Below are 15,809 nucleotides of genomic sequence, written 5' to 3' on the forward strand. Positions count from 1 at the left end.
CGGTAATACGTCGCTAAGAAAATTTGCCAGAGCGCCATTATTTTCCGGCTGGCCTGCGGTTCCGTGCGGGGGAGTGTGAGGGCTTTGTTTGCGATAACGCTGCTCGACCGTTACTTCCCCGAAACCGTCGGGTGGGCCTGCGCACTGGCCTGTTCGACGTCCGACCAGTAGCTGCGCTCTCGGCCGGTCAGGTCATTGTCGGTGATGGCGCCGAAGGCGGCCGCCTCCCGGGCGAACCGCGCCGCGGCGGCCGGCAGCGCGTCGGGACCCTCCAGCCGAAAGCAACTCGGCGCGAGCGGACCGAACAGCAGCGCGCGCCGCAGGCCCGGCCAATTCTCCAACCGAGGTTCTACACCCGCCGCGCGGGCAAAAGTGATGGCGGCCAGGTTCATTCGAGTTTTTCGCGGCCCGAGTGAGTGGCACGCGGCGACGGCCTCGCGCTGCTGGGCGTCGTCCGGTGGCACGACCGTGCCGCCCCAGGTGTAGGCGATCCACCGGGCCTGCAGTTCCAGGGGGACGAAGTATCCGCCCGACTGATCCCACATGCCCATGAAGGCCAGGCCCGGGAGATCGGGGTGGAAGGTATGACGGTCGGTGCCGAACTTCCCGGCGTCGACGTTGAGCGTCGCCCGGACATCGTCGGCGAGGAACGGCAGGCTCAGCGTGAAACCCGTTCCGAACACGATGCCGTCGAATTCTTCGGTGTGTCCGTCACCGAACTTCACTGTGGGGCCGTCGACCGACTGCAGCCAGGGTCGGATCGTGATCGAGCCTTCGGCGACGGCGGGTAGGAAATTTTGGTTGAGCGTCACGCCGGCAGCGAAGAGTGACTCGGCGGGACGCGGGGCGCCGTACTGCTCGGGATTGCCGGCGGATTCGAGGACGATCTCCTTGAGTTGGCGGTCGATCTCGGCGGCCGGCAGAGTCTCGTCGGCCAGCGCCCCGTAGCGGGTGAACATCCGGTGGTCCGACGGCACGCCTGCCACGAACTTCGGCAGCACGTACCGCTGGCGTCGCTGAGTGACGACCACGCGGTCCGCACCGCCGCCGGCGAGGTCGGCGGCGACCTCCAGGGCGCTCACCGCGCACCCCGCGACCAGCACGCGCTTGTCGCGATAAGCGGACGGGCCGCGGTACTCATACGACGTGATCGCACCGGCTGATCCGGTGAAGGTGTCCAGGCCGGGCACCGGCGGGACGAACGCGGAGTGAAACCGCCCAGTGGCGACGACGACTCCGTCGAAGTGCTCGTCGATCCCGTCATGGCTGACTACCCAATGATGCCCGGCGCGGGCGACGGCATCGACCCGCACCCCGAATCGAATCCGGGAGTCCAACTCGAACAGGCGGGCATAGCGATGCAAGTAGTCGAGAATGTGTGCGCCCGAGGGAAATACGAGATCTCCGTCGAGCGGCAGATCACTGAACGCGGTCAGGATGCGGCTGGTGTTGGTGTGCATACCCGGCCACACGCCGCTTCGGCCGGGCTGCGCGGTCCACTGTCCGCCGAGGCTGGAACCCTGCTCGAAGATCGACGGTTCGAGGCCCTGCGACAGCAGCCACCGCGACACCACCAGCCCGGCCGGACCGGCACCGATCACCGCGACGTTCGCCGTCATTGGCCGAAGTCTTCCACGGTCTCGTCGTACGATCGCCTCGATTCACTCCAAGGGAGGCTGACATGGGTGTTGGGTGGCGGATCGCGCGCCTGGCGAGTGTGACTCTGAGCGCTGCGGTCGGGTTGGCAAGCCCGGCGATGGCGGCCCCGCCGCCCACGCCGGGTATCGAGGTCGACGACGAAAGCGGCCGCTGCACATCGGGTTTCGCTGCGCAAGATAACGACGGCAACTATTACTTGCTGACCAGCGGGCACTGCGATGCGCACGACGGCTCGGCGTGGACGTACGGCGAAGACGACACTCTGCTGGGGACCATCAGTGCGAGCGAGGTGAATGGCGACAAGCGGGACGCTGCCATCATTCGCCTCGACCCCGGCGTTGGCGCACCTAATGGCGACGTCGGCGGCCGGTACTCGGTGCGGGACGTGCTGGGCGCCAGCCAGATTCGCGCCGGTATGCCGTTCTGCAAGGTCGGTGCGGTCACCGGGGAGACCTGCGGTGAAGTCAAGGGCGTCGAGGGCGATGTCGTCGAAGCCAGCGTCTACAGCCTCGAAGGGGACAGCGGCAGTCCGGGCTTCGTCAAGAACCCGGACGGCACCGTCAGCGCGGCCGGCATCTTGATGTCCTCGCCCGACGGCGACGACTACACGACGTACTTCACCCTCGTGCAGCCCTTGCTGGCGCAGTGGGGGTTACGGATCCTGCCGTAGTGGCTGAATCGGTAGCGGCTCCTGCAACAGGCGGGATGCCCCTGCGCACCAGGTCGTGAGCATTGGCGACGACGCGGTCGAGTGGTGCGCTCCGCGGATCCCACCATTGCGCCGCCCAGTTCAACGCGCCGAGAACCACACCGTGGACGATTCGTGGCTCTCCTAGCCGGTCAGGCCGGCTGGCCGTACACCGCGACCAGAACCGACCGGTCCAGGCTGTTGACGGACCAGACGCCGATCGCGGTGTTGGCGCAGTTCGACATGATCGCGAACGCGGCCGGGTCGTTGTACCACTGGTTGATGACGTCGAGGTTGTTGATCGCCAGCGCGGGATTGATCGCCACCGTCTGGGTGACCGTTCCGGTGAAACCGGCTGCAGCAGCCCGGCTTTGAGGTGTGGAGCCGTCCGATCCCAAATCGCCGTCGAGTGCGCGGTTGGTCAGGACGTCGTTGGCTTGCCACTCGGCGGCCTGCGTCAATGCGGGGTTCTTCTTGATGTCGGTGGAGCAACCCGCCTGATGCTGGACGGTGTAGACGTTGGCGACCACACCGTTGTTGAGGCGGGTGTTGTCGGCGTGCGCGGCCGGTGCGATGGCCATGGCCAGTACCGTGGCCGCGCCGACTGCGGTGGCGGTGTGGATCACTCGATGGAGCACGGGCCGTTCCTTACTAGGTGGACGGCACGTAGCCGGCAGCGGACTGGCGCAGCTGCCAGATGGCGGCGGGGCAGAGTTCCTGGGCGGATTGGCTGATGAGATACGACGCTTGGAACTCGTCGCCGGTGGAGAAGTCGGTCTTGATGGTGTTGACCAGCCGGCCGTAGCTCACCCCGGAGTTGATCTGATCGCACACGCCGTAGCCGTAGGACAGCGCCGCGTCGGCGTTGGGGAAGTTGTACCCGGGCCGCACGGTGACATTGACGAGGTAGCCGATGTTGTCAGCGTGGGCGGGTTGCGCGGTGGCCAGGACGCCGACGGTGCCCAGCGCGGCCAGGCCGCCCGCGATCAGCAGGCGGGGTGCTGCGGTATGCATGGACATAGTGTGTCGCATAGTTGATCTCCGCAGGTCGGGAACCGCTCACGATCCGCCCAATCCACGTCGACGAATCACCTAGGTGATCTAGGATTCGGCCATGATCCGGCCGACGTACGTGGTGTTGACAGCGTTCGCAGTGGCCCTCGGCGGTGCCGCCGTGGCGGCTCCCATGGCGACCGCCGGGCCGCTGCCGCCGTGCACGTACACCCTCTCGCCACCCGTTGTCGGCCCCGGCGGGGTCACCGCCACTGCCGATCTCGCGGGATGCGGACCGGGCGGCGGCCCCTACTTGGCGGTCGCGTGTCTGCTGGGCGCCGACGGGGTGACGCACTGCACGCAGGCGCACGGTTCGGATCCCGCGGTGATCTCGGTGCCCTACCAGCCGGGCTTCACCTATATCGCGACCGGCCGCGGCTGCCCCGTATGGATGGGACAGAACGTCGCGCCCGATTGTCAGCTCCTCGGCCCGTTCACCGCGACCCTGTAGGAACCACATGTCGATCGACAAGGCCGCGGTGATCGCGGGCAGCATCCGGCTGGCATCCGGAGTGCACTTCCTGGCGGACCCGCTGGGCGCCAACAAGCTGTGGGGTGAGCCCAACGACCCGGGCCCGTCGGCTCGGTTGCTGCTGCGGTCGATGGGCTACCGCGACGCGCTGATCGGCGGACTCCTGCTGTCGGCAGGATTGCGCGGGCGCAATACCCGGGGATGGTTCCTGGCTTCGGGCGGAGCGGACGCCGCCGATTTGCTCGGCGGGACCAGCGTGCACAGTGAACTCACCCGCGGTCAGCAGATCATCGGACTCGGCGGCGCGGTGGTGGGCATCGGCGTCGGTCTCTGGGGTGCCACCCGACGTCGCACGCCGGCGCCGGAGGTCGCTCCGTAGACCCGCGGGCAGCGTTGTCGGTGGCGCTCGCCGCCGCCGCTGTCCTCGTGCAATGCAGTCCGGCCCCTGAGCCGCACCAGGCCGCGCCGTCGTCAGTGATCGCGCCCATCACCACGGCGCCGGTGGTGCTGCCGGTGACCGTCGCGGACCTTGGGGCCACCTGGCGTCCCGGTTGTCCGGTGGCTCCCGACGAGTTACGTCGCGTCGAGCTGGACTATGTCGGCCTGGACGGGCGAGACCATCGCGGCGTGCTCGTCGTGCACCGAGATGTAGTTGCCGAGGTGATCGCGATCTTCGCCGACCTTCACCGGCAGCGATATCCGATCGCGAAGATGCGAATGCCGCAGGACTATCCGGGGGCGGTCGACGAACTGTCGATGGAGGACAACAACACGTCCGCCTTCAACTGCCGGCCAATGCCCGGCAGCACCACCTGGTCGCTGCATGCCTACGGCCGTGCAATCGATCTCAACCCACTGTTCAATCCGTACCTCGATCGAAACGGTGATCTCGAACCGGCAACCGCGGGAGGATATCTCGATCGTCGCCGCACCGATCCGGGGATTCTGCACGCCGACGACGTGGCGGTGCGCGCTTTCACCGATCGCGGCTGGGCCTGGGGTGGCGATTGGCGCAACCCCGTCGACTATCAACACTTCGAACGCCGCTGAGCCGGGCGCAGGATTATCCAGACTGATTGGGCTGCAACGACTTCGACGGGTTAGCCGTCAGGCGTGCAGACGAGCCGCCAGCGATTCACCGAAGGCGAGCAGCGCAGCCCGGCCGATGTCGAGAATCGCCTCGTCGAACTCGCTGTTGTCTCGGTAGGAGAGCTCCAGCATTCGATCGGCCATCTCCACGGCCACCAGCATTGCTCGCGGGTCGGTGTCGGCGGGGAGCAGGCCGACGCCGACGAGGATGTTGTGCAGCCGGTCGGCGAGGGTGTGCATTCGTGCGTGCACATGTTTGGTCACGGTGGGGGAGGTCCGACCACCCATCCACATCCCGGCCGCGCTCGGATGCCTGCGGTAGTAGTCGACGTGCAGGTCGATCTCGTTGTTGAGCAGATCGGAGATCGAGGTGATCGTCCACGTCTGCTCGGCGGCGACGCACCGGGCGTCGATCTCGGTGCAGTGCCGCTCCATCAGCTCGTCGAAAATCGCGTCGCGGTCGGCGAAGAACCGGTACAGCGAGGGGTATGACACTCCGGCGCGGTCGGCGATCGTGCGGGTGGTTGCGGCGTCAATGCCCTGCTCATCGGCAATGGCGGCGGCCGCGTCGAGGATCCGGGCGACGGTCTGGCGGCTGCGGGCCTGAACCGGCGCCCGCCGCGGAACCGACACCGTGGTCATCGCAACTCCCTCGAACCCTTGACACTGATCCGCGAAACTATAACACTATTCACGTTACAGTTTCTACGCCAGAGGGTGTCCGAATGACCGTGAACTCGCTCAACCAGGTCCGCCCGACGCAGCCGCTGCGCGGCCACGTCGATGTACTGATCGTCGGTGCCGGTATCTCCGGCCTCGGGATGGGCCATTATCTGGCCACTATGCAGCCCGGCAAGAGCTTCGCGATCGTCGACAGTCGCGATGCGATCGGCGGCACCTGGGATCTGTTCCGCTATCCGGGCATCCGGTCGGATTCCGACCTGCACACCTTCGGCTACGAGTTCAAGCCGTGGACGTCGGACAATGCGATCGCCGACGCCCACGAGATCCTCGACTACCTGCACGAGGTCGTCGATGAGGACGACTTGGGTCGTCGAATCTATCTGCACCACAAGGTGTTGAAGGCTGACTTCGACTCGGCCACCGCGCAGTGGACGGTCGTCCTCGAACGTGACGGCGAGCAGTTCGAGGTGACCTGCGACTGGCTGTTCGGGGCCACCGGCTACTACGACTACGCCGGCGGGCACCGACCGCACTTCGAGGGTGAAGAGGACTTCGAGGGACGCATCGTGCATCCGCAGTCCTGGCCGGAAGATCTCGACTACACGGGTAAGAAGGTTGTCGTGATCGGCAGTGGTGCCACCGCGGTGACGTTGATCCCCGCGATGGCCGGCGAGGTCGAACACATCACCATGCTGCAGCGCTCGCCGTCCTATGTGATGCCGTTGCCGCGCAAGGACCCCATCGCCAACTCGCTGCGCAAGGTGCTGCCGGCCAAGGCTGCCTACGCCGCGACGCGTCGCTTCAACATCGGCAAGGGACGGTTCATCTACAACCTGTGCCAGCGCCACCCCAAGCTGGCACGCCGGATCATCCGTTCGTTGAACGTCAAGGCTCTGCCCGAAGGCTTCGAGGTCGACACTCACTTCAACCCCACCTACAACCCCTGGGACCAGCGGCTGTGCGCGGTGCCCGACGCGGACCTGTTCCGCTCGATCGCGCGGGGCAAGGCGTCGGTGGTCACCGACCGCATCGCGCGGTTCACCAAGACCGGGATCCTGCTGGAGTCCGGGACGACGCTCGACGCCGATATCATCGTCACCGCAACAGGTTTGAAGCTGCTTCCGCTCGGCGGAATCCAGGTGTCCGTCGACGGCGAGGTGAAGAACCCGCACGATTCGCTGCTGTACAAGAGCTTCATGATCTCGGACATCCCCAACCTGGCGTTCGCGTTCGGCTACACGAACTCGTCGTGGACGTTGAAGGTCGGCCTGGTGTGCGAGCACCTGTGCCGCCTGATGGCGTACATGGATCGGCATGGTTATACGACGGTGGTTCCCATCGTCGATGACCCGCACATGGACAAGCGCCCGATGCTCGACTTCTCGGCCGGCTACGTGCAGCGGTCGGTCGACCTGTTCCCCCAGCAGGGGTCGTCCGGTCCTTGGACGGTCGAGATGGATTATTGGGCGGATCACGACCGGCTGCGTAAGGGCTCCGTCGAGGATCCGGCGTTGCGGTTCAGCACAGCCGTTGGCGCGGAGGCAGTTTCGGGCCTGGCCCGGGCATGAGTCGCACCGCCTTCGTCGAGGTGGAGGGCCGTCGCACCCGGGTCCGGGTGGACGGTGATCCCGGAAACCCACCGGTTCTGCTTATCCACGGGATCGGTCGCAGCCTGGAGGATTGGGCGCCGCAGCACGAACGGCTGGCCAAGTCGTACCGGACGATCTCGCTCGACGTGCCCGGTTTCGGCTTCTCCGAGCGCCCGCAAGAAACCATCACCTTGCCGGTGCTGACGGAGGGCGTCACCGCCGCCCTCGATGCGTTGGGGGAGAACAGGCCCGTCCATGTGGTGGGTAACTCGCTTGGCGGCGCCATCGCCCAGCAGCTGCTCGTCGATCAGCCGGAGCGGATCGCGAGCCTGGCTCTGGTCAACAGCGCCGGCTTCGGCAGCGAGGTGACCATGCTGCTGCGGATGCTCACGATGCCGGTACTCGGCCCGATGAGCATCCGGCGACCTACCCGCGCGAGTGCCGTGCTGATGGAACGTCTGATCCACGGGGACAAAGCAATCGCCACCAAAGAGCGCATCGACCACGCGTTCGCCGTCGGGTCTGTGCCCGGTGCCGGCGCGGTGATGCGCGAGACCGCGCTGGCGCTCGGCACGCCACGCGGGGTGCGTCCGGAGTGGCGCCGTGAGCTCGCCGCGGGCGTGGCCCGGACGCCGCGTCCGACGCTGATCGTCTGGGGCACCCGGGATCGCATCCTGCCCGCACACCACATCCGTACGGCGATGAAGGTATATCCCCACGCCGAGGTCCACCTGCTCAACCGCGTTGGCCACATGCCGCAGCTCGAATGCCCGAAGCGGTTTGCCGACCTGCTGCTGCCATTCCTGGAGCGCGCCAACGCGTGATCTCAGCGCATGCGAGTCACGTGCTGTCCTTGCTCAGTCATCGGCTATGCCAGCTCCGGCCAGAGCGGGCATGGTGGCTTCGCGGTGCAGCATCGAGTGCGCACCCGTCTTGAAGCGCTCCATCAGCTGGACGACCGTGCTGCCCTCCGGGGTGTGGCCCCAGATGCTGATACCTGCGTGCGTACTTGGTTCCCAGGTGGATTCGTCGACGACGATGGGGTTCCAGCCCACTTCCCATTCGAAGCCCGACGGGCTCACCGCGTAGAACGACAGCTCCTTGTCGTTGGTGTGCTGACCGATGGACAGCGCCATGTCGAATCCGAGTTCCTTCACTCTCTGGTAGGCCAGTGTCATGTCGTCGAGTTCGGCGACCTGGACGTTGCAGTGCTGGATTCGGGTACGGATGGGGTTGACCGGCAGTCGGTTCACCGAGGCGATGGCGACGCTGTGATGACGTTCGTTGACCCGCAGGAACCGGATCTTGAACTTCAGTCCGCTGATCGTCTCGTCGATGTAGTCGGACAGACGCGCATCGAACACCGTGCTGTAATAGCCGCGCATCTGGTGTGGCTTACTGGTCGCGATCGCGACATGGCCGAGTCCACCTGTGCCGGTGACGAATCCACTGGTGCCGAGTTGCAGCGGCGTATGCGCGGAGCCGGACCTGACGTACACCTCCTGGGTCAGCCCGTTGGGACCCGGAAAGCGGATGAAACGCTCGACACCGCGCAATGCGGATTCCTCCGGTGAACCCTGGGTCACCAGCACTCCATGGCCGCGCACCCGTGCTTCGATGGTCTCGAAGCACCGGTGGTCGTCGACCTCCCAGCCCAGGGCGACGGTGTCTTCAGCGGGTCCGCGCTGCACCAGGAAGCGGCAGGCGTTGTCGTCGAGGCGGAACCGCAGCACGTCGGGCAGCGCGTCGTCGAGGTGCATGCCGATGGCGTCGCGGCCGAATCTGACCCAGTCGGAGAACTTCTCGGTTTCGACGACGAGGTAGCCCAGATGCACTCGGCCGAATACGTCGGTGTTCATGCCAGGGCCAGTTTCGATGCGGGGGACAGGAACTCGGCCACCAGATCGTTGAACAGATCAGCTCGCTCCCACTGCATCCAGTGCCCGGTGTGCGAGGTCATGACGAGTTCGGCGTTGGGCATCAGATTGGCCAGCATCGGCCCGCCCGTGGGGCGGTTGACCTTGTCGTCGCGGCCCCACAACACCAGGGTGGGGGTGCCGAGCCGGCGCAGTCGTTTGTCCCGGGTCAGATCCATTCGCCACAGGATGCGTATCCCGGACGGCCGGCGCAGCGGCGGGTTGGCGACCACCTCAGGATCGATCGACGCCTGATACCGCAGATCGATCAGCTCGTCGGGGACTGCCGCGCCGTCGAAGACCAGATAGTCGCGGATGAACGTGGCGAGCTTGTCGCGGCTGGGTCCGTCACCCGTGTAATACGACAGCAGGTTCTTCAATCCGGCGGTGGGCAGGCCGCGGGTGGTGCCGATCCCGCCCGGGCCCATGAGGACCAGCTTGCTGACTCGGTGCGGGGTGTCCAGCGCCAGGCGAAGCGCGGCCGCACCGCCGTAGGAGTTGCCCACCAGATGCGCTGTGGCGAACCCCAATTCGTCGAGCAGGACGCGCAGGGTGTCGGCCAGGTAGCCGAACGGATCACGATGATCGACGTACTTACTCGACCGGCCGTAGCCGGGCATGTCGGGGACCACGACTCGGTGACGGCGGGCCAGCGCGTCGATGTTGCGCGAGAAATTCGACAACCCCGACGCCCCGGGACCACCACCGTGCAGCAGCATGACAGGCGGGCCGTCACCGCCGGTGTCCGTCACGAAGATATCGGCGCCGTTGGCGCGGACGTGGCACTCGGATTGCACAGTGGTCATGCGTGGTCCTTCACTCGGATGGCTCGTACGGTGAGCGCGGTCGGGGGAGCGGGCAGGGGGTGGGCGTCGTCGCCGGCCGCGTAGACGAACCCGTCGGGCCGCACCGCCAGGACCGTTGCCTTCTTCTTGGCCAGCCAGTCGGTGAGCCTGCCGTCGCGGTCGACGATGCCGTCGGCACCCGGGGCGCTACCTGGCGCAGCGATCTTCACGACCGGGACGCCCGCCAATCGCCAAGGCAACCAGGATTGTTCGGTGCCGGTGTGCACGATCGTCCATTTGCCTGCGATGAGGTCATCGAGGCGAACGCTGGCACCGTGCTCGTCGAGGACCCATGGCTGAGGCATCAGCCAGCCGGTGGCCGCGGTGCCGTTGTGCGCGAGCAGGCCGGCCCGGTAGTGCGCATCCGGAAGCCATCGGTGATTACGCAACCACGCCGTGAAGCCGGGGAGCTTCCCTGCGAATCGGAAGAATCGACTGCGCACGGCCGCTCGAAAGGGGTTGTGCTCGATGATGATGTTGCCGACCTTCACCGCGCGACTGGTGACTTCCTTGACGTGCGGCAGCCGTTCTTCCTGATAGGTGTCGAGCACTGAATCTGGAAGAGAACCGGTCACCACGGCGTGCAGTTTCCAGCACAGGTTCGCGACGTCGCGGATGCCCGCGCACATACCCTGGCCGATCCATGGCGGCATCGCATGCGCGGCATCGCCGGCGAGAAAGACCCGGCCCACTCGCCACCGGTCGGCGAATCGGACGTGGTGGTTGTAGCAGGCGAAGCCGATGATCTGGACGTTCGCTCGCGTTATTCCCTGTTGGTGCAATACTTTCCAGATCGCATCCTCGGTGAGGAGGTCATCCTCGTCTTCGTGCTCGCGCACCGGGAATTCCCATCGGTGGTGGCCCAGCGGAGTGGGGCAATCGACCGTCGGACGTTCGGGGTTGCAGTGAAAGCGGAGTTGGTCGTGACCCGGCCAGCTTTCGATCACCTTGGTGTCGATGACGATCCAGCGCTCCGAATACGTTCGGCCGGTGAAACCGACGCCCAACTGCCCGCGAATCGCGCTCGAGCCGCCGTCTGCGGCAATCACATAGCTGGCCCTGATGCGTTTGAACTGGTCGTGAGTGAGGTCGGCCAGCATCAACTCGACCGAGTCGGACCGCTGGGTCAGACGTAGACACTCGTGTTCGAGAAGCAGCGACACGTTGGGGAATCGGGCCACGCCGTTTCGCAGGACGCCCTCCACCGCCGGTTGGTAGATGAACTGCTGCGGCGGGTGGCCGTTGCCCCGATCCGCGGGGAGCAGTTTGACGATGCTCACGCCGCGGGCGTCGACGAAGTCAGCGCCGGCACCGGGCAGCATGTCGGCGTTGAGCTGGTCAGCCAACCCGACCTGTTGCCAGATCCGCAGGACCTCCTCGTCAGTGGAGATGGCCCTGGCCCGGAAGTAGACATCGGGGTCGCGTTCCACCACCACGACTCTCAGGCTCAGCTGGCCGAGCAGGTTGGCGGCGGTCGCACCCACCGGGCCGTAGCCGACGATCGCGACGTCGTACGTCGATGCGCTGTTCATAGCTGTCTCCGATCCCGGCTGCCGCGTCCACGGTGACGGGCACTTGTTCCGTAGTGATCGCTACGGTAGTGTAGTGATCACTACAGAGTCAAGAGATGAGGCGGAAATGGCCACAGCGGACAAGCCGAAGCGCCGTGCCAAGCGGGTGGACGGCGAACTGTCGCGCACCAGAATCCTCGACGCCGCCACCGAGATCGCAGCCGAACGCGGTTACGAGGGGACGAGTATCGGTGCGGTGAGCGCAAAGTGCGGACTGCCCGCCAGCTCGATCTACTGGCATTTCGCCGACAAGGACGACCTGATCGCCGCGGTGATCGAACGCAGCTTCAACAACTGGATGGCGGTCTGGCAGTTGCCCGAGGATCTGGTTGCGGTCGACCGTCTGATGGATGTCGCAACGGGGACGGCCAAGGCACTGATGGAGTCACCCGACTTCCTGCGCCTGGGCCTCATGCTGGCGCTCGAGCGCCGGCCGGTCGAACCGAGGGCGCGGGCGATGTTCGTCAAGGTCCGCGAAGAAGCCTTCGACGCGATGAGTCGAAGCCTCGATCGTCTGGCGATCGGACTGACCGAGGGGCAGGTCCGGGAGCTCGCGACGTATGCGATCGCCGGTGCCGACGGGCTGTTCATCGCCAAGGAGATCGGGGGAGACGCGGTCGATCTGGTGTCCTTGTTCACCCTGCACGGGCAAGCCCTGTATGCGACCGCGATGCGGATGGTCGAAGAGAACGCTCGATGATGCTGTCGCGCAGTGAGATCGAAGACGCTGCCGGCATACTCGCGGTTGCTGCCGAGCAGGCCCGCCCGACCGATCAGCTGACCGGTCGCTATCCCGGAATGGACGTCGGGGACGCCTACGCCATCCAGAAGGTGAACCTGGCTCGCCACCTCCGCGCCGGCAGCTACGTGGTAGGCCACAAGATCGGTTTGACCTCCGAGCCGATGCAAACCCTTCTGGGCGTGGACGAACCCGACTTCGGTTACATCCTCGACGACATGGTGCTGGCCAACGACTCGACGGCGCAGTGCGCTCGGTTCTGCGCGCCCCGGGTCGAACCCGAGGTGGCCTTCCTGCTGCGGGCTCCGCTGCGCGGCCCGAACGTCACCGTCCGCGACGTGCGTGCAGCGACCAGCGCGGTGGCGGTGGCCCTCGAGATCGTCGACAGCCGAATCCGCGACTGGAAGCTGACTCTGCGCGACACGGTGGCCGACAACGCGAGTTCCGGTGCGGTGGTCGTCGGTGAGTGGGTTCCGTACTCCGAACACCTCGACCTGGCCGCCAGCCGAGCATCCCTGCGGCTCAACGGGCATGAGGTCGACACCGGCTTGGGTTCGGCCGTCCTCGGTGACCCGGCAGCCGCGGTCGCCTGGCTGGCCAATTCGCTCAGCGAGTTCGGAACAGAGCTCGCGGCAGGGCAATTCGTGATGTCGGGCTCCTTCACCGCGGCCGCGTTTGTCAGTTCCGGTGATATCGCCTCTGCCTCGATTACCGGTTTGGGTGCCGTGTCCGTGAGATTCACGTGAGTAGAGCCGTCTCGCCGGGACCGCGCTGGCCGGTCGCGATCCTCGGCTCCGGCAACATCGGCACGGATCTGATGGTCAAGATCCAGGGCAGCGACGGGCCGCTCGCACTGGCAGCGATGGTTGGTATCGACCCGGATTCCGAGGGTCTGGTTCGCGCGAGGCAACTGGGCGTGCCGACGACCGCGGAAGGTGTCGACGGACTGGTGCAAATGCCGGAATTTCCGGACATCAGGCTGGTTTTCGACGCGACCTCGGCCTCGGCCCACTACGCGAACTGGGACCGGCTGGCCGACACGGGTGTTCGCGTGCTCGACCTGACTCCGGCAGCGGTCGGCCCCTACGCCGTGCCGGTGGTCAACCTCGACGATCACCTCGACGTGCCCAATCTCAACCTGGTGACCTGCGGTGGGCAGGCGACGGTGCCGATCGTCGCAGCGGTCGGGCAGGTCGGCCACGTGTCGTATGCCGAGATTGTGTCCGCGATCGCCTCGAAGTCGGCCGGCCCCGGAACGCGGGCTAGTATCGACGAGTTCACTGAAACCACTGCGGCCGCGGTGGTTTCGGTCGGGGGAGCCCAGCGAGGACGCGCCATGATGATCCTCAACCCCGCGGACCCGCCGGTCATGATGCGCAACACCGTGTACTGCCTGGTGGCCGGAGACGTCGACCCTGGCGCGATCGAGCAGTCTATCGAGGTCATGGTCGATAGGGTGCGGGCGTACGTCCCCGGTTACCGGCTCAAGCAGCGGGTCCAGTTCGAGTTCTTCACCGCCGACAATCCGCTGTTCATTCCGGAGACGGGCACGTTCGTCGGTACTCGGGTCACCACGCTGATCGAGGTGACCGGTGCCGCCGATCATCTGCCTGCCTACGCGGGCAACCTCGACATCATGACCGCAGCCGCCAAAGCGACGGCGGAGCGAATTGCTCTGCACACCAACAAAACCGCAGGAGCCTCGGCGTGAATGGCCAGCTGTACATCAGCGACGTCACGCTGCGGGACGGTATGCACGCCGTCCGCCACCAGTACAGCCTCGACCAGGTCGCGGCGATCGCCGGGGCGCTCGATGACGCCGGGGTGGACTCCATCGAAGTGGCCCACGGCGACGGTCTGGCCGGCTCGACGTGCGCCTACGGTTTCGGTGCGCATACCGATCTGGAGTGGATCGAAGCCGTCGCGTCGGTGGTGCGCTCGGCCAGGATCGCGACCCTGGTGCTGCCCGGTATCGGGACCGTGCGCAACCTCAGAGACGCGCACCGGGCCGGCGCCACCGTGGTGCGGGTGGGCACCCACTGCACCGAAGCGGACACCGCCGCCAAACACATCACCGTCGCGCGCGAGCTCGGCATGGATGCGGTCGGGTTTCTCATGATGAGCCACATGGCCACTCCCGACGTGCTGGCTGGTCAGGCCAGGCTGATGGAGAACTTTGGGGCGAGCTGCATCTACGTTGTGGACTCGGGTGGCGCGATGGTGATGCCCGCCGTCGCCGACCGGTTCGACGCGCTTCGCCAGACGCTCCTGCCCAGCACACAGATCGGCATCCACGCCCACCACAATCTGTCTCTGGGCGTGGCGAATTCGCTTGTCGCCGTGGAGCACGGGGCTTGCCGCGTCGATGCGTCGCTGGCGGGGATGGGCGCCGGCGCCGGCAACGCTCCGCTGGAGGTGTTCATCGCGGCTGCGTCCCGGATGGGCTGGTCGCATGGCTGCGACCTCCATGCACTCGAAGATGCCGCCGATGATCTGGTTCGCCCGCTGCAGGACCGCCCGGTGCGGGTCGACCGGGAGACGCTGACCCTCGGTTATGCCGGGGTCTACTCGAGCTTTCTGCGGCATGCCGAGGCCACCGCCGAGCGCTACGGCGTCGATGCCCGAACTCTTCTCGAGGAGGCGGGGCGTCGCAGGATGGTCGGCGGGCAAGAAGACATGCTCGTCGACATCGCACTCGATGTGCTCGCCGGCGCACCCCGAGGTCACGGCTGATCACGCAGCCGAGTCCGACCCCATCAGTTCGTCGAGATCGGGGAGCGGCAGGCGGCAGATGTCCTCGGCTTCGCCCGGGCTGACACCGAGCATCATCAGGACGCTGCGGGTGGCGCTGTCCGCGGCCTCGGCACCGTCGCGCTCGTGCTGATTCTGCAGGAGCTGGCCCAGGCCCATCAGTGCCCCTGCGGCGACGGACAGAGCCAGCTCGGGATCGGTCACCGTGAATCGACCCGCTTCGGCCGCGACAGTGATGTCGCGCAGCGCCCGTGGGCCCAGCCCTCGGTCGGCGAACATCAGCGTCAGGCCCGCGTTGAGCAGCACGCGCGAGGTTTCGGGTTGCTGGCGGAATAAGCGCCCGACGATCCGGAAGCTGCGGGCGAAGGTCAGTGCCGGGTCCTCGCCGTCCACCGCGAGCCTGTCCAACAGTGCGCCCAGTGCATCCAGGATGTCGTTGACCGCGGCCTCGAACAGCTGTTCCTTGCTATCAAAGTGGTTGTAGAACGAGCCCATCCCGACATCGGCGGCCTGGGTGATCTCCAGTACCGGCGCATTCAGCTTTCCGGTGGCGATAAAGCCTTGAGCTGCGCGAACGAGCGCAGCCCGGGTCTGCATCTTGCGTCGTTCCAGGCGGTTTCCCGCCGCGGCATCACTTGCCATCAGCAGATATTAGCAGCAAATGTCATTTCTGATGATTTCGTCAGAAGTCTTGACTGATGATGTCCTCGTAAGTGATGATTTCGTCAGTCTTCGATAGTGGAGGAAAGGGGA

Annotated in this window: 18 protein-coding genes; 10 read left to right on the plus strand and 8 right to left on the minus strand. The window is 66.1% G+C overall.

All coding sequences use genetic code 11. The annotated features are described in order from the left end of the window. Nucleotides 1-110: 110 nt before the first annotated feature. The gene (locus tag AB4879_RS03520) at nucleotides 111-1,619 is read right to left on the minus strand and encodes a flavin-containing monooxygenase (protein ID WP_370506459.1); all 1,509 of its coding nucleotides are present in this window, start codon (nucleotides 1,617-1,619) and stop codon (nucleotides 111-113) included. A gap of 62 nt (nucleotides 1,620-1,681) precedes the next feature. Here AB4879_RS03520 and AB4879_RS03525 point away from each other — a divergent pair, with 62 nt between their 5' ends. After that, entirely contained in the window at nucleotides 1,682-2,329 is a 648-nt protein-coding gene (locus AB4879_RS03525) for a S1 family peptidase (protein WP_370506460.1), read from the plus strand. A gap of 170 nt (nucleotides 2,330-2,499) precedes the next feature. Here the strand turns inward: AB4879_RS03525 and AB4879_RS03530 are convergent, their stop codons facing one another. Further along, nucleotides 2,500-2,928 (minus strand): CAP domain-containing protein, encoded by a 429-nt coding sequence (locus tag AB4879_RS03530; protein ID WP_370506547.1) that lies wholly within the window; start codon nucleotides 2,926-2,928, stop codon nucleotides 2,500-2,502. 70 nt (nucleotides 2,929-2,998) lie between these two features. Further along, nucleotides 2,999-3,361, minus strand: coding sequence for a DUF732 domain-containing protein (locus AB4879_RS03535; RefSeq protein ID WP_370506461.1), 363 nt, complete (start codon nucleotides 3,359-3,361; stop codon nucleotides 2,999-3,001). Nucleotides 3,362-3,461: 100 nt separating this feature from the next. Between AB4879_RS03535 and AB4879_RS03540 the strand changes: the two genes are divergently transcribed. From AB4879_RS03540 to AB4879_RS03550, 3 genes are read left to right on the plus strand one after another with little or no spacing between them, the layout of a single operon-like run. After that, nucleotides 3,462-3,851 (plus strand): hypothetical protein, encoded by a 390-nt coding sequence (locus AB4879_RS03540; RefSeq protein WP_370506462.1) that lies wholly within the window; start codon nucleotides 3,462-3,464, stop codon nucleotides 3,849-3,851. A gap of 7 nt (nucleotides 3,852-3,858) precedes the next feature. Continuing rightward, nucleotides 3,859-4,251 (plus strand): DUF4267 domain-containing protein, encoded by a 393-nt coding sequence (locus AB4879_RS03545; RefSeq protein WP_036339526.1) that lies wholly within the window; start codon nucleotides 3,859-3,861, stop codon nucleotides 4,249-4,251. Between the two features lie 20 nt (nucleotides 4,252-4,271). Next, nucleotides 4,272-4,922 carry a M15 family metallopeptidase gene (locus AB4879_RS03550; RefSeq protein ID WP_370506463.1) on the plus strand — a complete coding sequence of 217 codons (651 nt, stop codon included), beginning with the start codon at nucleotides 4,272-4,274 and terminating at the stop codon, nucleotides 4,920-4,922. A 57-nt stretch (nucleotides 4,923-4,979) separates the two neighbouring features. Here the strand turns inward: AB4879_RS03550 and AB4879_RS03555 are convergent, their stop codons facing one another. After that, complete coding sequence (locus AB4879_RS03555) at nucleotides 4,980-5,603, minus strand: TetR/AcrR family transcriptional regulator (protein WP_102808974.1); 624 nt, start codon at nucleotides 5,601-5,603, stop codon at nucleotides 4,980-4,982. A gap of 83 nt (nucleotides 5,604-5,686) precedes the next feature. Between AB4879_RS03555 and AB4879_RS03560 the strand changes: the two genes are divergently transcribed. Further along, nucleotides 5,687-7,213: a flavin-containing monooxygenase gene (locus AB4879_RS03560; protein ID WP_370506465.1), complete on the plus strand. Its 1,527-nt coding sequence runs from the start codon at nucleotides 5,687-5,689 to the stop codon at nucleotides 7,211-7,213. Next, entirely contained in the window at nucleotides 7,210-8,058 is an 849-nt protein-coding gene (locus AB4879_RS03565) for an alpha/beta fold hydrolase (protein WP_370506466.1), read from the plus strand. The genes AB4879_RS03560 and AB4879_RS03565 overlap by 4 nt, the downstream gene beginning before the upstream one ends. Nucleotides 8,059-8,091: 33 nt before the next feature. Here the strand turns inward: AB4879_RS03565 and AB4879_RS03570 are convergent, their stop codons facing one another. From AB4879_RS03570 to AB4879_RS03580, 3 genes are read right to left on the minus strand one after another with little or no spacing between them, the layout of a single operon-like run. Next, on the minus strand, nucleotides 8,092-9,093 hold the full coding sequence (locus AB4879_RS03570) for a VOC family protein (protein WP_370506467.1): 1,002 nt from the start codon (nucleotides 9,091-9,093) through the stop codon (nucleotides 8,092-8,094). Beyond that, nucleotides 9,090-9,956, minus strand: a complete 867-nt coding sequence (locus AB4879_RS03575; protein WP_370506468.1) for an alpha/beta fold hydrolase — start codon at nucleotides 9,954-9,956, stop codon at nucleotides 9,090-9,092. The genes AB4879_RS03570 and AB4879_RS03575 overlap by 4 nt, the downstream gene beginning before the upstream one ends. Continuing rightward, nucleotides 9,953-11,527 (minus strand): bifunctional 3-(3-hydroxy-phenyl)propionate/3-hydroxycinnamic acid hydroxylase, encoded by a 1,575-nt coding sequence (locus tag AB4879_RS03580; RefSeq protein WP_370506469.1) that lies wholly within the window; start codon nucleotides 11,525-11,527, stop codon nucleotides 9,953-9,955. Before AB4879_RS03580 ends, AB4879_RS03575 begins: the two co-directional genes overlap by 4 nt. Nucleotides 11,528-11,633: 106 nt before the next feature. On the opposite strand from AB4879_RS03580, the gene AB4879_RS03585 reads away from it, so the two are divergent. The 4 genes from AB4879_RS03585 to dmpG are packed head-to-tail and all read left to right on the plus strand — an operon-like array spanning nucleotide 11,634 to nucleotide 15,038. Further along, nucleotides 11,634-12,266, plus strand: coding sequence for a TetR/AcrR family transcriptional regulator (locus AB4879_RS03585; RefSeq protein WP_102808968.1), 633 nt, complete (start codon nucleotides 11,634-11,636; stop codon nucleotides 12,264-12,266). Then, the gene (locus AB4879_RS03590) at nucleotides 12,263-13,051 is read left to right on the plus strand and encodes a 2-keto-4-pentenoate hydratase (RefSeq protein ID WP_370506470.1); all 789 of its coding nucleotides are present in this window, start codon (nucleotides 12,263-12,265) and stop codon (nucleotides 13,049-13,051) included. The genes AB4879_RS03585 and AB4879_RS03590 overlap by 4 nt, the downstream gene beginning before the upstream one ends. Beyond that, nucleotides 13,048-14,016, plus strand: coding sequence for an acetaldehyde dehydrogenase (acetylating) (locus tag AB4879_RS03595; protein WP_370506471.1), 969 nt, complete (start codon nucleotides 13,048-13,050; stop codon nucleotides 14,014-14,016). Before AB4879_RS03590 ends, AB4879_RS03595 begins: the two co-directional genes overlap by 4 nt. Next, nucleotides 14,013-15,038, plus strand: a complete 1,026-nt coding sequence (gene dmpG, locus AB4879_RS03600; protein ID WP_370506472.1) for a 4-hydroxy-2-oxovalerate aldolase — start codon at nucleotides 14,013-14,015, stop codon at nucleotides 15,036-15,038. The genes AB4879_RS03595 and dmpG overlap by 4 nt, the downstream gene beginning before the upstream one ends. On the opposite strand, the gene AB4879_RS03605 is transcribed toward dmpG, so the two are convergent. Beyond that, the gene (locus AB4879_RS03605) at nucleotides 15,039-15,701 is read right to left on the minus strand and encodes a TetR/AcrR family transcriptional regulator (protein ID WP_370506548.1); all 663 of its coding nucleotides are present in this window, start codon (nucleotides 15,699-15,701) and stop codon (nucleotides 15,039-15,041) included. It abuts the gene before it with no gap. Nucleotides 15,702-15,809: the final 108 nt, after the last annotated feature.

The organism is Mycobacterium sp. SA01 (genome assembly GCF_041287105.1).
In the GTDB taxonomy this organism is placed as follows: Bacteria; Actinomycetota; Actinomycetes; order Mycobacteriales; family Mycobacteriaceae; genus Mycobacterium.

What these genes read in the sequence shown, in the direction of transcription:
- AB4879_RS03520 (WP_370506459.1), bottom strand. Translation starts at nt 1,619, where the DNA reads ATGACGGCGAACGTCGCGGTGATCGGTGCCGGTCCGGCCGGGCTGGTG.
- AB4879_RS03525 (WP_370506460.1), top strand. Translation starts at nt 1,682, where the DNA reads ATGGGTGTTGGGTGGCGGATCGCGCGCCTGGCGAGTGTGACTCTGAGC.
- AB4879_RS03530 (WP_370506547.1), bottom strand. Translation starts at nt 2,928, where the DNA reads ATGGCCATCGCACCGGCCGCGCACGCCGACAACACCCGCCTCAACAAC.
- AB4879_RS03535 (WP_370506461.1), bottom strand. Translation starts at nt 3,361, where the DNA reads ATGCATACCGCAGCACCCCGCCTGCTGATCGCGGGCGGCCTGGCCGCG.
- AB4879_RS03540 (WP_370506462.1), top strand. Translation starts at nt 3,462, where the DNA reads ATGATCCGGCCGACGTACGTGGTGTTGACAGCGTTCGCAGTGGCCCTC.
- AB4879_RS03545 (WP_036339526.1), top strand. Translation starts at nt 3,859, where the DNA reads ATGTCGATCGACAAGGCCGCGGTGATCGCGGGCAGCATCCGGCTGGCA.
- AB4879_RS03555 (WP_102808974.1), bottom strand. Translation starts at nt 5,603, where the DNA reads ATGACCACGGTGTCGGTTCCGCGGCGGGCGCCGGTTCAGGCCCGCAGC.
- AB4879_RS03560 (WP_370506465.1), top strand. Translation starts at nt 5,687, where the DNA reads ATGACCGTGAACTCGCTCAACCAGGTCCGCCCGACGCAGCCGCTGCGC.
- AB4879_RS03565 (WP_370506466.1), top strand. Translation starts at nt 7,210, where the DNA reads ATGAGTCGCACCGCCTTCGTCGAGGTGGAGGGCCGTCGCACCCGGGTC.
- AB4879_RS03570 (WP_370506467.1), bottom strand. Translation starts at nt 9,093, where the DNA reads ATGAACACCGACGTATTCGGCCGAGTGCATCTGGGCTACCTCGTCGTC.
- AB4879_RS03575 (WP_370506468.1), bottom strand. Translation starts at nt 9,956, where the DNA reads ATGACCACTGTGCAATCCGAGTGCCACGTCCGCGCCAACGGCGCCGAT.
- AB4879_RS03580 (WP_370506469.1), bottom strand. Translation starts at nt 11,527, where the DNA reads ATGAACAGCGCATCGACGTACGACGTCGCGATCGTCGGCTACGGCCCG.
- AB4879_RS03585 (WP_102808968.1), top strand. Translation starts at nt 11,634, where the DNA reads ATGGCCACAGCGGACAAGCCGAAGCGCCGTGCCAAGCGGGTGGACGGC.
- AB4879_RS03590 (WP_370506470.1), top strand. Translation starts at nt 12,263, where the DNA reads ATGATGCTGTCGCGCAGTGAGATCGAAGACGCTGCCGGCATACTCGCG.